Raw genomic sequence first — 20199 nt, 5'->3', positions numbered from 1 at the left:
TTGTGAACCAAAAGACTTGTGTTGTGAACCAAAAGACTTGTGTTGTGAACCAAAAGACTTGTGTTGTGAACCAAAAGACTTGTGTTGTGAACCAAAAGACTTGTGTTGTGAACCAACAGCTTGTGGGGCAACTCTCAAAGACTTGTGTACACCGTAGCCTTAGTAAGGAGAGGGGTTGGGGGTGAGGTTTTGTATTTTATTAAATCCGCGTCCCTTAGTATTAAACCTATTTATTAGGCGCAGCATGAGGTAATATAGACTGCTCTTTGTCTAAAGTTAATGTCGGTACGCCCAAATGCTTCCTTGCAGATTCTTCAGCTAGCTTTCGGTCTTGCTCGTTCTCGAACTGACTCTCATCTAACAAATGAGGATTTTTTGCCGCTTCATCTCGGCTTGGTCGATAGCCATTTTTCCACCTGTACTTCCAGTCCATAATTTGAAAGGCAGATATACTACGATTTGATTTCCTAGTTATTCATAGTAGCCGCTTAATGGAATATGACACTCCTGCTATAGGTTGAAGAGGCTCATTCTCAGGGTACAAATTTAACATAATCTTTGAGTCAATAATACTCTATTGGCCAGGAGTTGATAGATTAGCACCCTGAGAACAAGTTATGAGTGGCGATCGCAAATATAATAACTCTTGTCAGCATCTGCGATCGCTGTTGCAATATCTTATTGAAGAAGAATTCAGCTATTCTGAATTCAGGAGTCAGAATCAATCAGTCGGGGATTCAGACCCGCGACTGTCTTATTGACCACCAAATTTAAAATTTGGTGGGGGTCTTAAACCCATTTATTCATCCGCTCTTTCGGTCAGAAAACATTGCTGAATTCTGACTCCTGACTCCTGAATTCTGTTCGGATAAATATTATTTTAGATATTACTGAAACACAAAATAAGACAATTCTGCTTAAAGAAGAGATTACACAATAACTGGAAAAATTACCTGAACCCCTGTTCCCAGAAATTTTCGTAACGGTTAATACTAAATTGCTGTAGTTATAGGAGTTTGCTGAAAGTAATATTAATAATTAATCCCCCCTTTCCTCCTGAAAAAGCGAGATTATGTCCCCTATTTCTGAGAGTACTTGGGAGGATATTCAAGAGACAAATGTCACTAATGTACAAGTATTAATTATTTATTCAGTTTAAACAGCACCTGCTAAAGCTTAAGTGCTGATTAAACTACTAACAGGTACAGAAACATTTGCCTCAGAGCGATTATTTAGGATAGGCTGGCGGGTTTTCAAGTTAAATTTGAAGCCATGTGGCAAAATATGAAGCTTTGCTCCGCAAATCGCCAAAGCCTCATCCTTCAAAATTTCGCCCATATTGTTATATGTAGCATCTGATTCATCAACAATCGTAACCGCACCTTGGCCAATCACTTCAACTTGGTTATTTGTCACTACCATAGCGGTATTTTCGTCAATACCGAATCCCAAAACAGCAGGCTGTAGTATCAAAGCTGAAATTAAGCGTCCCAAGCGTCCGCGCTGGGAAAAATGCTGGTCAATTACCACTCCTGGTAGGAAACCAAGACCAGGACCCATTTCCACACTTTCAATCCGAGGATGTGTTTCTGAGTCGCCTTCCACAATCATGACATCTGGCATCACGGCAGCTCCGGCACTTGTGCCTGCGATAACTATACCTTCAGAAAACCGTTTGTGAATCGCTGTATCTATCTCGGTGTCCTTGAGGATGCTGGTAATCCGAGCCTGGTTTCCCCCAGTAAAAAATACCCCAGTCGCTTTATTAATTGCTTCTAATGCGGTAGATGAAGATGCATCTTCGCGGGTTTCTGTATCAATAATGCGAACATTCTCGGCTCCCAGCCGCTCAAATACTCTAATATAATTTTCTCCCACTTCTCTTGGTAATTCTGTCGCCGCCGTAATAATTACAATGTACGCCTTCGTACCTCCAGCGCGTCGCACAAAGTCCCGCAAAATTTGGCAATCTCCTTCCTTGTCTTCAGCTCCTCCAATAATTATCAACTGCCCTTTGGTATTACTTTCCACAATGATGTCTCCTAAATTTAAGTTAATAAATTTCACTAAACCATGACAATTCAAACTATCCAAACACCCTTTTGGTAGATTATTTGATAGAAAGTAGTATTAAAGCTTGCATAGACGCAAAGCGGCTTGTCGTTAGACATCGCAATCAAACCAAGAGATTTTTCCGAGAAAATTTACTTAATAAAATCCATAAAGACAACTGCCTCTAGAGAGATTTTCTAGAGGCATTGTTGACTATCTTGCTAATTGCCGATCAGGAATTTATCGTGCGATCGTGAATGATTGGTATTAACTCTAGGTAACTACCATTAGATATCTAATGGCAAGTCCTAATGAATGCGACTTCTGTAAAGCAAGTTAGTTAAGAAAAAACGTGCTTGTTCTAGTGGCAGATGCCTGGGTTTGCCTTGGTAGACAATTTGATACTCATTTATGTCTGGGCCATCACCATGCCCAGAGATCAGCTTTTGGTGAAAAGCTTCCTCAGCAAGTTCTCGAATTTCATCTCTTAGAGGAGCTTGTGTGCTATTCATAACTTTGCTGTGTTTTTAATACCCCATTATTTATACAAATTCTTGGGCTGGTGTTGCACCTTTCAAAGGTTATATCTTTGACTTGTCATGAGGATGAATTGACTTTTGTTTATTCTTTGCTAAAGAAGGAGCATTTAATTAGGGACTTTCAAGTAAAAAAATATCCCATCGCTTTTATGGCAGGGGAGCAGGGGGCGTTCCGATACTTGGCACTGCGGAATCAGCAATGCTAGTTCACCAAGTGAGAATTTGCGCTTGCCGTTGTAAACCAGATGTCCAGCCAGCAGCTTACTACCCCAATGAGACTTGCTAGCTGGTTTCACTTTTGGTTTATAGCTTTGGCAAAACCCGCGATACTTTTTGGCACATTCATCTAATGTTTAAAGTTGGAAAAAAGTATAACCCCTGCATTTCTACAGAGGTTAAGCACGTTTGTTGACAAAATTCAGTTTTTATTATTAAGCCATCAATACATTAATGGCTTAATAATTAAGATAAGTAGCCAAAGTTGCTAGTTAGTTCAGGAAATTTCGAGTGCCACTACCACCATACCTACCAACAGCAGGAATTTCCAGTAGGCTATCTGTAGCATTACCAGTGCCGTCATTGGTAACAGAGGTAGAGTTACCCGGATGTCCATTGGGAACAAATAGTTGCGGGTGGTCAAAAGGTGCTTTCTCATGGACAACTCGCTCATCGGTAAGTCCTTTTAAAAAGGCAACCAATTGCTGTTTTTCCTCTGGTGACAGATTCAATATTGGAAGACCTCCAAAGTCACCACCCCGACTGTAAAAATCAACCACTTGCTCTAAAGTCCCCTGACCTCCGTTGTGAAAGTAGGGGGCAGTTAGTTCCACATTCCGAAGCCCAGGTGCTTTGAAAACTCCGTCTGCAACTACACTCTCACTTACATTCAACGGTGGAGTTAGGGTAGGAGGGTCTACGCCCAGGAGATTCCTAAATTTCCCCTGTTGAGCCAACCGTGCCTCCGAGAGTGGATTACCTAAAGAGTCATTACCACCCAAACCGCGATCGTCTGTGGCAGGTCTGACACCAATATTGAAAAAGCCAGTGTCTTCAGGGGATTTTGTACCAAACGGTGAACGTTTGATTCGTCCGTTTTGAGCCACGCTGCTCACTGAGGCAGATGTTAATTCCAATCCACTATGGCAACCAATACACCCCTTGCCCTCGAATAGTTTCTTCCCTTGTTGCTGCTGCACGGTGAGGGCGCTGGTGTTTCCTTCCAAGAAGCGATCGTAGGGCGTATCGTTGGCAATGAGTGTAGCCTCGTACAACTGAACTGCAAGCCCAAAAAATAGCGAGAAGTTATATTCCAACAGCGTGTACTCATTGGTTTGGGAAGAGTTATCAACCTTGTTGACAAAACTCCGTCTACCTTGAGCATCAACTTGGATGAGTCGATTAGACTTCCACCACTCCGGCTTAAAGGCATCTTGAACCAGCTGTTCGTAGGTTTTATCTTTCAGCCCGGTTTTAGGCGATCTACTATTTGCACCTAAAACGCTGTCTTGTGGATGCACAACCTGTTTGCCTAGTGGTCTGAGGGTAGATAACTTTTGCGCCAATACTCGGGGGAGCTTTGTACCCGTAATTGACAGAACATTTTGCAGCAGTCCACTGATAGAACTTATGTCGTCAATTTGCGAGAGATTATCATCAATTTCTTGAATGGAACTGAGTAGTGGCCCGAGCATAAGATCATCTTCCGGCAGTCCAGTCAGAGATTTTCTTTTGTTAGTTTGCCCGAACTTACCACCGATTTCTTGAAAGGTGCGACCATCAGCCGACAACTCGGTGGAACTGAGTGGCGGTCCGAGCGCCTGAGAAGCCAAAGACGAATTATTCAGACTGATTTTGACAAACTCGAGCTGATTTGGGTTATTTGCTTTTACCACAGAGGCGTTAGGATCTCTTAAACCAAATGGATTCACCCCATTAAAGATGTTTTGCGCCTTTCCGTCCCAGAAGTTGCGAAAGTTGAATGCTGCATTAATCACGGTTGGCGTGTTGCGCCCCTGGACGCGGCGCACATTCGTACCTCCCACATTAAACACCGGATCTGGCTCGGTTTTTACTTGGTCTTGCGGACTACCAGGTGTGACACCAATAAACTTCGCATTGAAAGCTCCTTGAGATGAGCTAACATCGTTACGGTCAGACACAACAGTTTTAGAATCACTGGCCAGCTTGTGGAAGGGAAAATCTTCCGGCTTGAGCTGGTAGTTTGGTGCGCCACCTACATTAAAAGCTGTATCTGGATTCGGTGTACCATCGGCGTTGACCCGAAAAAGCCCAGGATTGATCTGATTTTTGGATCTATTATCGGCTCCAGCATGGAAGTGACAACTAGCACAGGAGGTCAGCCCGTCGCTCCCAACCTGTATATCCCAAAAAAGAGTTTTTCCTAACTTGATTGCAGCTACTTTGTCTTTTACGAAGTCTCCAAGATTGTCAGGCTCTGGAACCGATACGCTCTTGAGCGAAACTGGAGGCGACCCCGTAACCTGCGCTGATACACTATTTCCAGCTATTACTGCTACCAGAATAATGGCAGCAATTGTTATAGTCTTTGAAAATCTTGATCTCAGGTAGTTAGGCTGGCCATCTTTGAATTTCCAGCCTTGGCGCTTTATTTTTGTCACCAAAGATTTGAGCAAAAATCGACCTTTTGAGGTCAGTAGCAAGTAAGTTGATAAGCCAGTAGTAAAGATTAGTAGGCTTATTATGGGTATAATTCCCATAGTTTTTTCATAAAATAACAACGTGAAAAATTATACCTCTGTGAGCAAGGTTTAAATTTATTATTCATGTAAAGTAATTACGCAATTTACAAATTTTATGTGAACAAAAAACGCCATCGGACTACAAGTAAATTCAGTAGGGTAGGTAAGCTATTCTATATTTAACTTGCATTAGCTAGGCTGCTAATATGCTTACTCCACAATAGGTTAACAAAATTTAGATATGCAAATTAGATATGTTTTAACTTATGATCAGCCCTACTTTGAGTAGGATATTAGAATGTCACTACATCAAAGTTCTGGTCGGTGGCGCTTAGGGCTAGCGTTATCGCTGTTGACGGTTTTATTGTGGGGAATTTTACCTATTGCTCTGACGGTAACTCTGCAAGTACTTGATGTCTATACAGTCATTTGGTTTCGGTTTTTAGTATCTTTTTTACTGCTTGCTGCGTATTTAGGAATACGCGGTAAATTACCAAAGTTAGAACAATTATATTCTGCTGCTTGGAAGTTATTAGCGATCGCTACACTTTTCTTAGGGATTAATTACTTTTTCTTTATGCAAGGTTTAGCACTAACATCACCTGCTAACGCTGAAGTTATCGTTCAATTATCTACCCTTTTATTAGGTTTAGGAGGGTTAGTAGTTTTTAAAGAACGTTACCGGCTGCATCAATGGATTGGTGTAAGTGTAATGACTTGCGGTTATCTTTTATTTTTTCGGGAACAACTAACAAATTTAATTACAGCGCATGGCACATATATACTAGGTAGTGTTTTGATTGTGCTAGGAGCAGCAACATGGGCTATTTATGCTTTGGCACAAAAGCAGTTATTACAATCTTTATCTTCCCCTAGTATTCTGCTGATTATTTACGGGGGCTGTGCTTTATTATTCACTCCTTTAGCCAGAGTCAAATCACTTTTTATACTTGATACTTTTCATTTAGGAATGTTAGTTTTTTGTGCTTTAAATACTTTAATTGCTTACGGTGCTTTTGCCGAATCATTAGAACATTGGGAAGCATCACGAGTCAGTGCAGTATTAGCTTTAGCTCCAATTTTGACATTAATATCAGTCGCAGTTTTATCAGTTATTGCACCTGATTGGATATCACCAGAACACTTGACTTTTTTAGCAGTATTAGGAGCGAGTTTAGTAGTCACAGGTTCAGTAGCGATCGCCTTGGGGAAAGCTGATTAATAAAAATGATTTTCAGGATTATTACTGGGTTTTTCATCTAGTAAATTAGTGTCATATTCAAAGCTACAACATAAATACTGAGGTAGGGTATTTTTTATTTGCTATGATTTAATGGTGAAGGCAAACTACTGGAGTCAAAATCATTCGTAATTCGTAATTCGTAATTATTTAGTGAGTCGATGGCAAGATGGATACTGTACCCACCTATGTGACTCTGTAGTATTTAATTGTTCACCTTATAGCCAACTAAAAAAGTCTTTGAATAAGATAATTGTAGGTTGGGTTGAACATTCGTGTTACCCAACAAACCACATAAAATGTTGGGTTTTGTTCCTTAACCCAACCTACGCTGGTTTTGGCTTTAGAGGATGTTTGAAAAGTCGTAAAGTATACTAGAAACCCCTCTCCAAACCTCTCCCCCACAGGGAGAGAGGCTTTGAAACCCCCATTCTCTCGTAGGGAAGGGGGGCTAGGGGGTTAGGTTCTTAATGCTTTGATGTTACCAAAAATACTTTTCAAACATCCTCTAACTGAACCAGATTGAATTGAGGCTAATAACTTTAAGTAAACCAAGCAGGGTGCCCGAATAACTACCAAAGCCAACACCTGATAAAACCAGACTACCGAAACAGTTGAGCGATGAATAGTTTGTTTGGTAATTGGGTTAGCACCCTCAGAAAAAATTCTCTATTGCTGATTTTTTCAATAGTGCTGCCAACATTTGGTATTAGTAATTCTGTTTTGGCAGCAGAGCGGATTTATGCATCTTATTCAGCTTTAGAGCTTTCCATTTCAGTCACTGCTTTAGAAAACTACGCCAAAACAGGTGTAATTGACAACGATTTGGCAGCGTATCAGCAATATCTGCCTCTTGAAAAGCTTCAGGGATTGCGACGGATTTTAGTTAATCGTGTGAAAGTTAGTCCAGCAGTAGTTTCGCAACTTCTTTACACACCGCAAGGTAAATTTTTGCTGCATCGGTTGGCGCAAGTGATTAGAACCAAATCTCCTCAGCTAGAACCAGAATTTGATGCCTTGCGTTCGGCGCTAATTTTAGCCTCTGCGGAATCGGGAGGCTTGACACTTTTGAATGTGTTGCGTAAATATCCCAACAGCAGTATTCGCCTTGATGTAGCAGAGACTTTGGAAATAGCTACGGAATTGGAGAAACTTATTAATCAAACCCATCGGGCGATCGCAGCAGTTTCCCAAAAGTCTAAAATAGAAGCTGCTACCATTTCACAACCAAATTTCTCACAATTGCCCGATTTGCAGGTTCCGGGAAAGTTGAAGTCACAAAAATACACCCGGAAGTTTTTTGACTCAACGCGCAATCGGCTTTTATTAACTGATATTTACATTCCGAATATCCAGAAGACTGCACCCGTAATTGTGATTTCTCACGGCTTGGGTTTAGACAGCAGCAACTTTCAATATTTAGCTACTCACCTAGCTTCCTACGGATTTGCCGTCGTCGTTCCCAATCATCCTGGTAGTGATGCTAAACAATTACATTCTCTGTTGAATGGACACGCCATTGAAGTAGCAGAACCAAGTGAATTTAAAGATCGTCCTTTGGATGTGACATATATACTGAATCAATTGGAAAAAGATAATCAATCTGATTCACGGTTTAAAGGTCGATTAAATCTGCAACAAGTCGGAGTATTTGGTCAATCTTTGGGAGGCTACACAGCCTTGGCCTTGGCAGGTGCTAAAATCAACTTTCAGCAGCTAAAACAAGACTGTCAACCAGCAGCACTGGAAAATACCTGGAATATGTCTTTACTGCTCCAGTGTCGCGCTTTGGAACTGAGCATCAGCAAGTCTGACAAGGATTATAACCTGCGGGATGAGAGAGTGAAAGCCGCGATCGCAGTTAATCCCATTACTAGCTCTATTTTCGGTAAAGCTGGCTTAAGTCAAATCAAAACTCCAGTGATGATTGTCAGCAGTAGTGATGATACAGTTGCACCAGCTTTAGCCGAGCAAATTTTACCTTTCTCCTGGTTTGGGAATTCACAAAAATATCTCGTCATGCTTGTAGGTGGCACCCACTTCTCCACTATTGGCAATGGCAACCCTGCAAATCAACAAATAGCATTACCTGCCGATATGATTGGTGATGCTTCCCAAGCGCGTCGTTACATGAATGTTTTGAGTTTATCTTTCTTCCAAACCTATGTTGCAAGAAGATCACAATACACTCCTTATCTTAACGCCGCCTATACCCAAAGCATTTCTAGTAAGTCACTTGGTTTAAGTCTCGTCAAGTCATTTAATACAACCGAATTAGCTCAATTACTGGATATAAAAACAGCCAAACCCGCAAAAAAAAACTCCCTAATACCATAGTCGGCTTCGGATTTTGGATGTTGGATATTGGTGTTGCATTGCTGCATGTGATGATTTTTATTTAACTAGCAGTCTCTCTAGCAGCTTCTCGCAGCCGCCCCACATCGCGTATCGGTGGTGCACCAAAGAGCCATCACTCAGTTCGTCTCTGTTAGCTTGCGCTCTGTGTGCCTCACGTTTTGCCTGCGGGTGCTTCATTAAATCCATATCGGACTTTTCAATTATTTTGATAGGGTTCATTTCTAAGTTTGCAGAATTGTACAACAATCTTAGACGATCGTTATATTGCTTGCCCTTGAGGATTCTTAGAATGAACCTAAAGCAATGAAAAATGATTCCGGCTTCTTGTAGGCATTCTGGATTTTTATTTAAGAAAAAACTCAGTTTTGATTGGGCAAGAGATTCGCCTACTGACAACCAAAACGATCAAGGCTAACCTTGCTTCTTAAAAAATTCCCATCCCTACTGATAGAGCAGGTGATCAGTGCTCAATCTCTACGATTCGGCTAGCAACCAAAATGGCATCAAGTGAAGGAATTAAGAAAATGGACATCAAAAGAAGTGGCTCACAGCCTTCTGCCAAAGGACCGACTGAGTATTTTACCGGCACTGTCCGCATTGATCCCCTGTTCGAGGCACACGATCCGGCACGCACGTCTGGTGCCAGTGTCACGTTCGATCCCGGCGCTCGGACAGCATGGCACACCCATCCATTGGGACAGACCCTGATCGTGACGGCTGGCTACGGCCTTGTACAACGCTGGGGCGGGCCGATCGAGGAAATTCGGCTGGGGGACGTGATCTGGATCTCGCCGAGTGAGAAGCATTGGCACGGTGCCACAGCAACCACAGCCATGACACACATCGCCATTCAGGAATGGCTCGACGGCAAGCCCGTGGACTGGATGGAAAAGGTCAGTGACGAGCAATATCGGTTCTGAGCGTGAAGTAAGACAGTTGCAACCTTTAATTCAAAGACAGGAGTTCAAAAAATGCAAAAGCGCAAACTTGGAAACTGGGTTGGATATCCCCGAACACTGAACGCCTTGAAATGCTTGAACGAATTGACGCATGAGGGACAGTAATTAACAATTCAAAATTAAATCTGAATAAATGAGGTGGAACCTCGAAGGAGAAAGCAAAATGCAAAAACGCAAACTTGGAAACAGCAATTTAGAAGTGTCGGCGATCGGACTTGGCTGCATGGGAATGAGCTTTTCTTATGGTCCACCCAAAGATACACAGGAGATGACCGCTCTTCTGGGGGCCGCCGTCGATCGTGGCGTTACCTTCTTTGACACCGCCGAGGTTTACGGCCCGTTCACAAACGAAGAACTTGTGGGTGAAGCCCTCACTCCTTTCCGTGGGCAAGTGGCGATCGCCACCAAATTCGGGTTCGACCTGAGTCCGAATTTAGATCCCCGCGGGATGAAGGGTTCGCCCGGACTGAATAGCCGTCCGGAGCATATCAAGCAGACCGTGGAGGGATCGCTCAAGCGACTCAAGGTCGAAACGATCGACCTGCTCTATCAGCATCGGGTTGACCCGAACGTGCCGATCGAAGACGTGGCAGGAGCGGTGAAGGAACTGATTCGTGAAGGTAAGGTTAAGCACTTTGGACTCTCTGAAGCAGGAGTGCAAACGATCCGTCGCGCGCACGCAGTTCAGCCCGTCACTGCTCTCCAGAGCGAATACTCGCTGTGGACGAGGACTCCTGAGAAGGAAGTGATACCGACCCTTGAGGAACTCGGAATCGGCTTTGTCCCGTACAGCCCACTGGGTAAGGGCTTTCTCACTGGTAAGATGGACGAAAGCACGACCTTTGAGAGTTCCGACTTCCGCAGCACCTTGCCTCGCTTCACGCCGGAGGCTCTCAAGGCGAATCAAGCCTTGATTGATCTGCTTGGCAGCATCGCAGAACGGAAGCAGGCGACCCCTGCTCAGATCGCGCTCGCTTGGCTGCTGGCTCAGAAACCGTGGATTGTTCCGATCCCAGGCACCACAAAGCTGCATCGCTTGGACGAAAACATCGGGGCAGTCTCAGTCGAACTCACGCCCGACGATCTGCATGACATCGATGATGCGGCCTCCAAGATCACGGTGCAAGGGGCTCGGTATCCCGAAAACCTCGAGCAAATGACCGGCCGCTAAGGGGCAAAAAATATTCTCTCTGGTTGCATTCCGTAGTTCACTAAGCAAGGCAACTCAGAGAAGACCAAGTGAAGGAGATTTTATGAGCAATAACATCGAAGGAAAAGTTGTCGTCATCACGAGTGCGAGCAGCGGACTGGGCCAAGCAACCGCTCGGCTTCTCTTTGCACAGGGCGCGAGCGTTGTGCTGGGTGCGCGGCGCACCGACCGCCTCCAGTCGTTAGCAGACTAGTTGATCGGCAGCGGCGGCAAGGCACTCGCCATACCTACAGACGTCACCTAGTGTGACCAGGTGAAGAGACTGGTCAATGCAGCCGTGCAGACATATGGGTGTATCGATGTGATAATCATAAGACCTCTTGCAAAAGTCCCTAACACGCACCCTTAACACCTCTCGAAGAGCGGGGAGGGGAGACAAAGCGTAGCTTTGGCTCTTTGGGGTTCAAATTTATTGATTTATGTAAGAGGTCTATACAACGCCGGACTGATGCCGCAGTCGCCACTTGAGCGCCTCAAAATCGACGAGTGGAACCAGATAGATCGATGTGAATATTAAGGGGGTTCTGTACGGCATTGCCGCAGCACTGCCGTATATGCAGCTATGACTCTATGTGGGTGGGACTCCCTGAATGCTATGCTTTGGTTAAAATCTGTAATTTTTGTGTGGCTGACTAGATGAGGGCTTATCATCAAATCCCAATTTTCGAGTGTGGTGAACCGCTAATAGAGATTCCTTTAGAACTGTTTGCGGTGGAATCTCCCCACCCTTATGAAAAATTAGGTGCTATTTATGGCGAACACTCCCCTTATTATCTCCGTCAAAGCGTGATTGAAAATTTGCTCCAAGCTCAAAATTACCTTGATCTTTTGCATCCTAACTGGCGTATCCAAATCTTTGATGCCTATCGCCCGATCGCAGTCCAGCAGTTTATGGTAGATTACAGCTTCGCCCAAGCAGTGCAGGATAGGGGACTGACTGAGGTGGAGTTATCACCAAAGCAACGCCAAGAGATTTGGGAGGCGGTTTATGAAATTTGGGCTGTACCAAGTTTAGATAAAAAAACTCCGCCTCCTCACAGTACAGGTGCGGCGGTGGATGTGACGCTGGTAGATGATGCCGGACAAATAGTAAATATGGGTTCGCCGATTGATGAAATGTCAGAGCGATCGCATCCCGATTATTATGCCAATAGCGATCGTCAACAAGCACAAAAGTATCATGCTCACCGTCAGTTATTGCGGGATGTCATGTTAAAAGTCGGCTTTCAACGCAATCCCAGAGAGTGGTGGCATTTTTCGGTTGGCGATCAAATGTGGGCTTGGCTGAATAATCAATCCAATCCAGCCAATGTTGTCACCGCACGTTATGGGCGTCTTGTATAGATATAGATACGTTAGGCATCTTGAGGGTTTAACTCCTTTAACTCGTCGGTAGTGTAAGTACCAATGGGAGTCCAAACTAGATAGGGAAGGAGTAACAGCGCCGCCATTAGAGAAATTGGTAGAACGCAGATTGCCAGGACAACGGCTAAAATCAAACCGATTAGTCCAAGAATTTCTCCCGTTTTCAGACTGCGAAACCTCAGCATTAGCGGTATGTAGGCGACGGTGATAATTTCCACCAAGATGTACAAAGCCATTAGTAGCCAAGTAATTAAGCTTCCTGGATTTTTTTGCCAGACAATATAAGCTGAAGCTGCACCGCTAATAAAAATCACAGTCCAGATGAGCGGAATTAGCGGCTCAAAAACTAGCCAGCGAGGGCGACTTAACTGTGCAAACCATTTAACATCACGCGGCGTAATCAAGAAAGTACCAAGGGCGATGAAGAAAGTTACAGCCCCAATTATTATCCAAGATGGAATCATAATGCACTCAAGCTTTGTGTATTTTGTCAAGTCATACACTGCAAGTCTGACAATTTAGGGCATAAGTTGAATCATTCCCTGGTACGAATCTTAGGCATCTTGAGGATTGAGAGTGATCATCTGCCAAGTGGTATAAGTACCAATGGGACTCCAAAGCAAATAAGGAACTAGTAACAATGCTGCCCAACCAGAAATAGTTAAGATTGCAAGTATCAATAAAGCACAAATGAAAAAACCTGTGCCACCAAGAATTGTACCCACTTTCAGACTGCGAAGCTTAAACATTACAGGCGTATAGGCAATGGTAATAATTTCTAATAGCAGGTATAAACCCATGATTAACCAGGTTGGGGTGCTTCCTGGCTCTTTTTCCCAGACAATATAAGCTGACCAAGCACCGCAAATAAATATTACAGTCCAGATAATTGGAATCGCACCCTCAAAAGTTAGCCATCTCGGTCGTTGTAAGCGGTTGAACCATTGGCGATCGCTAGGTGTAATTACGTTAGCTACTAAGGCAACTAAGAAAGCCACACCCCCAATCACCATCCAAGATTTAATCATGCCCGTTAGTCCTTTGCGATCGCTGTCTATCGCTTAATATCACTTTTTATAGTGTGATTTTGTCAATTTAATTGCTAATTATTCATCATCCCTGAGTTTGAAACCTTCAGATCGTTTGGCAGGATTTTACAACTATTTTCGTCTTAAATAGACCATGCGGTAGGGGCACAGCAATGCTCATTGGTGTTAACTTAAGCGCAAACCCCTTTAAAACCTCGTTTCCAGCAAGAAGCTGGAAATGCTGCTCTTGGCGGCTCTGCCGCTTTTCTAGAGGCTCCGCCTCTAGAACGGCGTTCCCAGTCGGAGACTCTTAACGAAACAATCTAAAAGCTAGTTATAGACTGGTTTTCACGTTAAGTTGACACGTATCAGCAATGCTGTGCCCTTACGACAGATGTGGTTCAAAGACATGAAAACTCCTTTAAAACCTCGTTTTTTAGCTCCGTTAACGAGTCTTTGATATTCGTGAACAACGATCAGAATTTCAAGAAGAGAAACGAGATAAAACTAGGTTATGCGATCGCCACCGCAATGGACGCGATCGCACCACGATTTCTGAACCCCTGCGGGATCTTGCTACAGCATGACATTTTACCACTTCAGCTTCTATGAGCCGACAGTGACGTTGTAAGACAACTCAAAGGGCTTGAAACTAGCTCCAGATTTGGGAGTACCGCTTAACTCCAATTCATAAGCTCCTACTTTGGGAAATATGATCTCGGCTCCGGGAATGCTTTTATATTGCTTGGTTGAGACATTATGTAAACTGGGCTTCAGCAATGGGGTATCGGTTTCACTGTGAGGTTCGGGGTAGACAGCCAACTGACAGTTACATTGTGTCAGGGGGATTAGTCGCCCGCCTCTGTGAGTGAGGACAATCCAAACATGAGCGGTTTTGCCAGCTTGAGGATTGTCATGGGGTTCAATATGCAACATCCCGCCTACGTCCCCAGATACCTTTTCGGTGTGGGCATTAACTGGTGTAGCAATCAGAACCGAAATTAATAATAGCCATCCCAAATTCTTCTCAAGAGTAAAGTTGAACATAGAGTTTCTAAAAAGTAAGCGAAGTAGTCCAGGCTGACTGGGGAAAGGCAATTAAAGGAAAATCCAAAAATTTTTGATGCTATTTTTCCACCAGTATTTAGGAACGATAATTTTAAAAGAATACTTGCGTCAAAAGACAACCTGTCAAACTTTCGCTATGGGGTTTTCACCTTGTCCTCTTCGTTGACTCTTGAACTCCTACCTAAATATCTAACTTAAAGGCATATTAGTTTATGACTTATGATAGTTACTTTTATTCATCTGGATGAGTCAAAGTAGTGAGAGTGATGAGTCAAAGCAAATATATTTAGTAGCTGAGGTTCAAAGCATGGATTGGACAGGTAAAGTTCAAATTGTGGACTCGTCCTGGTACGTTCCACTGCCGTTGAAAGAGTATGCAATGAGCCGAGTGACTGTCTACTTTTATAGCGATGGATGGGTTCCAATTAAATATTGTTCTTTAGAAAAGGCAATTTTGCTTCACCAAAAGGCAAACTTAGAAGGCAAGGAAATTTTCTTATTTCCTGTTAATTTAGACCCGAATCAATTCTCAAACTCTTTTAACTAAAATAGATTGAGGGAGACTATTTTTCAACAATCTTGGCAACAAATAAATTGACCATAGAGGCGTACATATATATGCACACCTCTACTTGTAAATGGGATTAAACCAATCCAGAACGCAGTGCTACAACTGCTGCTTGCACGCGATCGTCTACTGCTAATTTATTCATAATCCCCCGGACGTGAGTTTTGATGGTGTTGGGACTCAGATAAAGTTTTTCAGCAATCTCTGGGTTACTCAAGCCGTCTACCATGAGTTTCAACACTTCTAACTCGCGCCCAGATAAGTTGACGTTATTGCTGGTGGGTGAGGGCGGTTTGAGATTATCAATTACTCGTCGCGCAATTTGGGGATCGAGATAGGCTGCACCATCAGCTGCGGCTGCGATCGCACTTAACAATCTTTCCACACTTGCACCTTTGATACAATAGGCATCTGCACCGCTAGACAGTGCGGCAATAATTTCCGTCTCCGTTTGATGAGATGTCAGCATCACCACATGAGTTGCTGGCAGAGCCGCCTTAATTTGCTGTGTCGCTGCAATGCCATCCAATCGCGGCAATCCAATATCCATAACCACCAAATCAGGTTTCAGTTGCAGTGCGGCTTGAACTCCCAAATAACCATCTTCTGCTTGTCCAACAATCTCCAACTGAGGATGAGCCATTAACGATTGCTCTAATCCCAGTTGCATCATCGGATCATCTTCGACAATTAACACGCGCAACGGCGGAGCATTGGCGGGTAAATTTAAGGGATAGCGAGTATCTAAAGACATTTTTATTAATTAAGAGTCATTTGTTATTAGTTATTGTAAATTAAAGGATTTAAGACCCCTACCTCTACAGGTAGCCTTAGTTCCAGTGGGGGTTTAAATCCCCCGGAGTTGCTCCTCTTGGGGAGACCCCAAGACCGCACTCCTCTTCATCTGAAAATGTCTTTAATTTTGAATTTTGAATTGTTAATAGTCTTTTGCCTTTTGTTATTTACTTTTTTTCTCTCGTTTCTCTCGTTCCCATGCGGAGTATGGGAACGAGAAAACTCCTAACTGTACAGACGCGATTAATCGCGTCTCTTTTCTATTCTTCCACGCGATAGCCTAACTCTGCTAAACTCACCCGCGACTGTCGCCATTTTGGCTGGACTTTGACAAACAATTCTAGATAAACTTTACCAGCGATTAACTTTTGGATTTGTTCGCGGGCTTCACTACCAATTGCTTTGAGCATCGCTCCGCCTTTGCCTATGAGTATGCCTTTTTGGGAATCGCGCTCGACGTTGATGGTAGCAAGTATACGGGTAATGCTGGGAGTTTCTTCTACTAAGTCAATGGCGATCGCTACTGAATGGGGTACTTCTTCACGAGTCAATAATAAAATTTGTTCTCGGATCAATTCACCCATAATAAAGCGCTCTGGCTGGTCAGTTACTAAGTCTGGGGGATAGTATAATGGCCCAATTTCTAAATGTTCAATTAATAATTCTTGAAGTTGTGGTAATCCGGCACTAGTCTTGGCAGAAAATTTTACGATTTCCCATTCATGGGACTTGCCCATCTGGGCGTAACTATCATCTAAAAAGTGGGAATCGGGCGGTTGTTGGTCGGTTTTGTTCACGCCCAGAATTATCGGTGTTTTGCTGCGACTGAGCAAATCGGCAATATAGCGATCGCCTGCTCCACAAGCCACAGATCCATCTACTACAAATAGCACTACATCTACCGATTCAATGGCAATTTTAGCATTTCGCACCAACACTTCACCCAATTGATGATGGGGCTTATGAATTCCTGGCGTATCTACAAAAATTAACTGCGCCTCTGGTGTAGTTAATATACCGCGCAAACGGTTACGTGTTGTTTGTGCTATCGGTGATGTAATGGCAATTTTTTCTCCTACCAATTGATTCATCAAAGTAGATTTACCGACATTAGGACGACCCACAATGCCGATAAAACCTGATTTAAATTCAGGAGGAGCCTGTGGGATTGTGGCTTCTCCTGAAAAAGAGAAGTTGTAATTATCAATACTAGTCACCTTTGGCTCCACCCTCATATTTTACAGCTGGTATAACTTGATTTTTTCTTAGACACCAAAGAAGCATAAAATTAACCTGGCATTTTTAGAGATTACTTTTGCCGAGGTTTAATCTACTACTGGCTCTACACTTATATTTTACAGCTGAGATAACTTGATTTTGTTTTTAGATTCAAAACAAAGGTGACATTACTAGGGATTGTCAGAATAACACATACTTTTCATGTGATTTTGCCAATTACAGATATGCTTTGGGTTTTCTAGCAAAAATATTCAGTGACGTAATTATGGCAGAAGTGCTAGCCATAAGCTAATAAATCAGGAGCGATCGCCAATCTTGTCGTTTGGATTGAGGCATATAGTGCGATGCCTGCGGTGTTCTCGTTGCCATCGCAATTTGGTGTAGAGTTTACCGTCAGGCGATCGCTCAGATCACTATATGGGTAAAAGTGCGATCGTCTATCTTGTTCTTTATATTGGATAAGTGCGATCGCCGCTCTTGTAGGATGCATTAACGAAGTGCGATCGCTCTTGTAGGGTGCGCCAAAGAAGTGTAACGCACCCTTTATAGGGTTACAGTGATTACTTTGGAGCGTTTAAGCCTTATTCCTAACGGCATCTGGTGTAATTGCTACATACTGTTGGGCGGTTAGAGTTGCTCCTCGAATATCGACTAGTTTCGGCACGACTTTCAGTTGATATAGAAGATCCGCAACCTTTTGTTGAGCATTAATCACTTCCTCATTGATCGGTCTCATGTCATACTTTCTTCTCGCCAGCGTTAACTCCATAGTATCCACGTCAGTCTTGACCTTTGGGGCAAGGATTTCGGCAGCTGCGCGCCTATTTTTATTTGCCCACTCCCCAATCTGATAGTACTCTGACAAAATTGCTTTTAGGAGGTCAGCGTTATTAGTGGCAAAATCTCGTGAAGCTAAGTAATAACCCCCTGGTGTATTAATTCCTTGTGCATTTCGCAAAATGCGGATACTGCCTTCTCGTTGAAGCTTGATCAGATTCGGGTCGCCTTCTACAAAAGCATCAACGGTCTTGTTGAGAAATGCTGCACGCCCATCCGCAATAGTTAAGTTTACTGATTGAATATCACTAATTGTCAGCCCGGCTTGTTCCAAAGCTTTCACTACAAAAAAGGTCTGAGCCGTACCTCTAGAATAAGCAACTTTTTTACCTTTAATATCTGCCAATGTTTTGATAGGAGAATCCTTTAACACGATAATCGCAGAACCTTCTCCAGTACCTGGTGGGGTGTTAACTACATAGATCAAATTGGTATCAGCAGCCTGGGCAAAAATTGGCGGTGTTTCACCGGTTGGACCCATGTCGATACTACCCACATTTAAGGCTTCTAAGAGCCGTGGTCCGGACACAAATTGAGACCAAGTAACACCTATTCCTTGAGGAGCTAAACGTTTTTAAATTACGCCTTTTTCATGAGTTAGATCCCCTGAAACTTGGTAGCCAAGACGAACAACTTTAGGACTACTACTGCCCTTAATATTAGTGTTATTTGCACTGCTATTGCTGATACTGGTCTTGTTTGTACCACAACTGGCTAAAGTCGTAAAAGAAACTAATCCATAGAAAGCGTAGAGTAAATCACGTCTGGATATCGAATATTTTCCAATTTGCACTTTTCTCATAACTGGTCACTTGATATTAATGTTGATACCTTTAGGCATAAGTTTAGGCAGTGTTATCCTAGCTTTTCTCCCTTTTCTCTCTAAGAAGGTGTTTGAAAAGTTTTTAGTGATATATTTAGATACTTTTAGAGACTCCTTAAAAAGAAAGACTTAGACTTTCATTCTCTCCTTAAAAAGCTGCGATATATATACATCTCCATCCTCGGCAAAAGATATCATTACTGCCTTGTTCCCCCTTAAAAAGGGGGAATTCAAGAGACAGCCTCTCGTACAGAAGAAAGCTAACAGAACTCAGGTTTACGAAAGCACTGGTTGTGGTTCCTTAGACTCAGCTTTCTGCTTGAAGACAGTTGGTACTTCTGCGTTGAACACCTCACCTTGAACCACTTGGGAGCGGAAACCATCAACTCCAACTGGAACATCACCAGTAATGGTGGTGCGATATAACAGACGCTCGACATCCAAATGATCTAAATCTTGAGGAGCTAAATGCACAGTGGCACGGTTATCCCAGAACGCGATATCACCATTATTCCAACGGAAACGGGTGGTGTAGGCAGGTTTGGTGATTTGGTTGAAGAACAACTCAAGTAACAGCTTGCTCTCTTGTGGTGACACGTCAATAATGTGCGAGGTGAAGCCAGGGTTCACGAACAACGCACGTTCACCAGTCTCAGGATGAACCCTGACTACTGGGTGGATTGAGACTAGTGGATTGACAGCAATGCGCTCGTCGAATTTGCCGTTGCGGGGCTGATACCCGCCCCCATTAAAGCGATGTTCAGCTTTCAATGTGTCTGCTAGCGCCCTTAGGGGTGCTGACAGTCCCTCATAAGCCGCAACTAGATTACTCCACTGGGTGTCACCACCGAAGCTGGGGACATTAACCGCGCGTAAAATTGACCATGCTGGTGGGTTAATAGCTGCCGTTACATCTGTGTGCCAAGGACCACCAGTGCGAAAACCGTACTGCTTCTCATAGAGCTTACGATCTACGGGTTTAATCTGTGGGAATCCCGGGACTGGTTCAGGCTCTCCCAGTGGATGCGCGAAAGTTACTTCACCGAAACGAGATGTGAACTCAACCTGGGCAGCATGATCGATGTTCTGACCACGAAAGAACACAACTTTCCATTTCAATAACGCTTTACGGATTTCTTGGACTTGCTCGTCAGAAAGAGGACGGGAAAGGTCTACGCTACCGATTTCGGCACCGATGAAACCAGCAACTGGTTTAACTTCTATATGTTTGTAGCCCATGTAGATTCTCCAGAGTTTGATCTGTAGGGTGGTGTTCACACTCGCCTGTTTCCTTGGGAATTTTGCCAATATCTGATCGCAACATTCCTGTGCTGGGAGTAGAACTGAGAGCATCATACATTATTCCGATAGATTTACAGTAGTATTTATTTCTATTTA

22 protein-coding genes are annotated in these 20199 nt (G+C 43.4%); 8 read left to right on the top strand and 14 right to left on the bottom strand.

Annotation, left to right across the window (positions count from 1 at the left end; translation table 11 throughout):
* Positions 1-226: 226 nt before the first annotated feature.
* The 5 genes from V7K31_RS18000 to V7K31_RS17980 all read right to left on the bottom strand — a co-directional run bounded on the left by V7K31_RS18000 (position 227) and on the right by V7K31_RS17980 (position 5329).
* Positions 227-433: a bromodomain-containing protein gene (locus V7K31_RS18000; RefSeq protein WP_335095766.1), complete on the bottom strand. Its 207-nt coding sequence runs from the start codon at positions 431-433 to the stop codon at positions 227-229.
* 743 nt (positions 434-1176) lie between these two features.
* Positions 1177-2034, bottom strand: coding sequence for a cyanophycinase (locus tag V7K31_RS17995; RefSeq protein ID WP_335095774.1), 858 nt, complete (start codon positions 2032-2034; stop codon positions 1177-1179).
* Between the two features lie 326 nt (positions 2035-2360).
* Positions 2361-2564: a hypothetical protein gene (locus V7K31_RS17990; protein ID WP_335095765.1), complete on the bottom strand. Its 204-nt coding sequence runs from the start codon at positions 2562-2564 to the stop codon at positions 2361-2363.
* Between the two features lie 134 nt (positions 2565-2698).
* Positions 2699-2887, bottom strand: a complete 189-nt coding sequence (locus V7K31_RS17985) for a hypothetical protein (RefSeq protein ID WP_335095764.1) — start codon at positions 2885-2887, stop codon at positions 2699-2701.
* A 192-nt stretch (positions 2888-3079) separates the two neighbouring features.
* The gene (locus V7K31_RS17980) at positions 3080-5329 is read right to left on the bottom strand and encodes a cytochrome-c peroxidase (RefSeq protein ID WP_335095763.1); all 2250 of its coding nucleotides are present in this window, start codon (positions 5327-5329) and stop codon (positions 3080-3082) included.
* A gap of 280 nt (positions 5330-5609) precedes the next feature.
* Here V7K31_RS17980 and V7K31_RS17975 point away from each other — a divergent pair, with 280 nt between their 5' ends.
* From V7K31_RS17975 to V7K31_RS17950, 6 genes are all read left to right on the top strand, one after another.
* A complete protein-coding gene (locus V7K31_RS17975) occupies positions 5610-6533 on the top strand; it encodes a DMT family transporter (RefSeq protein ID WP_335095761.1) in 924 nt (307 codons plus the stop codon).
* Between the two features lie 639 nt (positions 6534-7172).
* A complete protein-coding gene (locus V7K31_RS17970; protein ID WP_335095759.1) occupies positions 7173-8888 on the top strand; it encodes an alpha/beta hydrolase in 1716 nt (571 codons plus the stop codon).
* A gap of 518 nt (positions 8889-9406) precedes the next feature.
* Entirely contained in the window at positions 9407-9829 is a 423-nt protein-coding gene (locus V7K31_RS17965; protein ID WP_335095758.1) for a (R)-mandelonitrile lyase, read from the top strand.
* Between the two features lie 202 nt (positions 9830-10031).
* Positions 10032-11039, top strand: coding sequence for an aldo/keto reductase (locus V7K31_RS17960; protein ID WP_335095757.1), 1008 nt, complete (start codon positions 10032-10034; stop codon positions 11037-11039).
* Between the two features lie 82 nt (positions 11040-11121).
* Positions 11122-11271, top strand: a complete 150-nt coding sequence (locus tag V7K31_RS17955) for an SDR family NAD(P)-dependent oxidoreductase (RefSeq protein WP_335095756.1) — start codon at positions 11122-11124, stop codon at positions 11269-11271.
* 443 nt (positions 11272-11714) lie between these two features.
* A complete protein-coding gene (locus tag V7K31_RS17950) occupies positions 11715-12422 on the top strand; it encodes a M15 family metallopeptidase (RefSeq protein ID WP_335095755.1) in 708 nt (235 codons plus the stop codon).
* Between the two features lie 11 nt (positions 12423-12433).
* On the opposite strand, the gene V7K31_RS17945 is transcribed toward V7K31_RS17950, so the two are convergent.
* Complete coding sequence (locus tag V7K31_RS17945) at positions 12434-12907, bottom strand: TspO/MBR family protein (protein ID WP_335095753.1); 474 nt, start codon at positions 12905-12907, stop codon at positions 12434-12436.
* Positions 12908-12997: 90 nt separating this feature from the next.
* Positions 12998-13471, bottom strand: a complete 474-nt coding sequence (locus tag V7K31_RS17940) for a TspO/MBR family protein (RefSeq protein WP_334939580.1) — start codon at positions 13469-13471, stop codon at positions 12998-13000.
* 465 nt (positions 13472-13936) lie between these two features.
* On the opposite strand from V7K31_RS17940, the gene V7K31_RS17935 reads away from it, so the two are divergent.
* Positions 13937-14083, top strand: a complete 147-nt coding sequence (locus V7K31_RS17935; RefSeq protein WP_335095752.1) for a hypothetical protein — start codon at positions 13937-13939, stop codon at positions 14081-14083.
* Here V7K31_RS17935 and V7K31_RS17930 read toward each other — a convergent pair.
* Positions 14078-14518, bottom strand: a complete 441-nt coding sequence (locus V7K31_RS17930) for a hypothetical protein (protein WP_335095750.1) — start codon at positions 14516-14518, stop codon at positions 14078-14080. The genes V7K31_RS17935 and V7K31_RS17930 overlap by 6 nt on opposite strands.
* Positions 14519-14783: 265 nt before the next feature.
* Here V7K31_RS17930 and V7K31_RS17925 point away from each other — a divergent pair, with 265 nt between their 5' ends.
* A complete protein-coding gene (locus V7K31_RS17925; RefSeq protein ID WP_335095749.1) occupies positions 14784-15086 on the top strand; it encodes a hypothetical protein in 303 nt (100 codons plus the stop codon).
* Positions 15087-15183: 97 nt separating this feature from the next.
* Here V7K31_RS17925 and V7K31_RS17920 read toward each other — a convergent pair whose 3' ends face one another.
* The 6 genes from V7K31_RS17920 to V7K31_RS17895 form a co-directional block, all read right to left on the bottom strand.
* The gene (locus tag V7K31_RS17920; RefSeq protein WP_335095747.1) at positions 15184-15861 is read right to left on the bottom strand and encodes a response regulator transcription factor; all 678 of its coding nucleotides are present in this window, start codon (positions 15859-15861) and stop codon (positions 15184-15186) included.
* 301 nt (positions 15862-16162) lie between these two features.
* Positions 16163-17137, bottom strand: coding sequence for a GTPase Era (gene era / locus V7K31_RS17915; protein WP_334939586.1), 975 nt, complete (start codon positions 17135-17137; stop codon positions 16163-16165).
* A gap of 281 nt (positions 17138-17418) precedes the next feature.
* On the bottom strand, positions 17419-17631 hold the full coding sequence (locus V7K31_RS17910) for a hypothetical protein (protein ID WP_335095745.1): 213 nt from the start codon (positions 17629-17631) through the stop codon (positions 17419-17421).
* 84 nt (positions 17632-17715) lie between these two features.
* Entirely contained in the window at positions 17716-18531 is an 816-nt protein-coding gene (locus V7K31_RS17905; RefSeq protein ID WP_335095773.1) for an aliphatic sulfonate ABC transporter substrate-binding protein, read from the bottom strand.
* 21 nt (positions 18532-18552) lie between these two features.
* The gene (locus V7K31_RS17900; protein ID WP_335095743.1) at positions 18553-18780 is read right to left on the bottom strand and encodes a hypothetical protein; all 228 of its coding nucleotides are present in this window, start codon (positions 18778-18780) and stop codon (positions 18553-18555) included.
* 297 nt (positions 18781-19077) lie between these two features.
* Positions 19078-20157, bottom strand: coding sequence for a TauD/TfdA dioxygenase family protein (locus tag V7K31_RS17895; protein ID WP_442941310.1), 1080 nt, complete (start codon positions 20155-20157; stop codon positions 19078-19080).
* Positions 20158-20199: the final 42 nt, after the last annotated feature.

It is taken from the genome of Nostoc sp., from assembly GCF_036917675.1.
Lineage (GTDB): Bacteria > Cyanobacteriota > Cyanobacteriia > Cyanobacteriales > Nostocaceae > Nostoc.
This window is presented reverse-complemented; position numbering and strand designations above follow the sequence as displayed.

Bases quoted from the DNA above. Each gene is read 5' to 3' on its own strand.
- V7K31_RS18000 (WP_335095766.1), bottom strand. From the start codon at position 433: ATGGACTGGAAGTACAGGTGGAAAAATGGCTATCGACCAAGCCGAGAT.
- V7K31_RS17960 (WP_335095757.1), top strand. From the start codon at position 10,032: ATGCAAAAACGCAAACTTGGAAACAGCAATTTAGAAGTGTCGGCGATC.
- era (WP_334939586.1), bottom strand. From the start codon at position 17,137: ATGAGGGTGGAGCCAAAGGTGACTAGTATTGATAATTACAACTTCTCT.
- V7K31_RS17940 (WP_334939580.1), bottom strand. From the start codon at position 13,471: ATGATTAAATCTTGGATGGTGATTGGGGGTGTGGCTTTCTTAGTTGCC.
- V7K31_RS17925 (WP_335095749.1), top strand. From the start codon at position 14,784: ATGAGTCAAAGTAGTGAGAGTGATGAGTCAAAGCAAATATATTTAGTA.
- V7K31_RS17965 (WP_335095758.1), top strand. From the start codon at position 9,407: ATGGCATCAAGTGAAGGAATTAAGAAAATGGACATCAAAAGAAGTGGC.
- V7K31_RS17900 (WP_335095743.1), bottom strand. From the start codon at position 18,780: ATGAGAAAAGTGCAAATTGGAAAATATTCGATATCCAGACGTGATTTA.
- V7K31_RS17990 (WP_335095765.1), bottom strand. From the start codon at position 2,564: ATGAATAGCACACAAGCTCCTCTAAGAGATGAAATTCGAGAACTTGCT.
- V7K31_RS17895 (WP_442941310.1), bottom strand. From the start codon at position 20,157: ATGATGCTCTCAGTTCTACTCCCAGCACAGGAATGTTGCGATCAGATA.
- V7K31_RS17975 (WP_335095761.1), top strand. From the start codon at position 5,610: ATGTCACTACATCAAAGTTCTGGTCGGTGGCGCTTAGGGCTAGCGTTA.
- V7K31_RS17980 (WP_335095763.1), bottom strand. From the start codon at position 5,329: ATGGGAATTATACCCATAATAAGCCTACTAATCTTTACTACTGGCTTA.
- V7K31_RS17910 (WP_335095745.1), bottom strand. From the start codon at position 17,631: ATGCATCCTACAAGAGCGGCGATCGCACTTATCCAATATAAAGAACAA.
- V7K31_RS17970 (WP_335095759.1), top strand. From the start codon at position 7,173: ATGAATAGTTTGTTTGGTAATTGGGTTAGCACCCTCAGAAAAAATTCT.
- V7K31_RS17955 (WP_335095756.1), top strand. From the start codon at position 11,122: ATGAGCAATAACATCGAAGGAAAAGTTGTCGTCATCACGAGTGCGAGC.
- V7K31_RS17930 (WP_335095750.1), bottom strand. From the start codon at position 14,518: ATGTTCAACTTTACTCTTGAGAAGAATTTGGGATGGCTATTATTAATT.
- V7K31_RS17945 (WP_335095753.1), bottom strand. From the start codon at position 12,907: ATGATTCCATCTTGGATAATAATTGGGGCTGTAACTTTCTTCATCGCC.
- V7K31_RS17950 (WP_335095755.1), top strand. From the start codon at position 11,715: ATGAGGGCTTATCATCAAATCCCAATTTTCGAGTGTGGTGAACCGCTA.
- V7K31_RS17920 (WP_335095747.1), bottom strand. From the start codon at position 15,861: ATGTCTTTAGATACTCGCTATCCCTTAAATTTACCCGCCAATGCTCCG.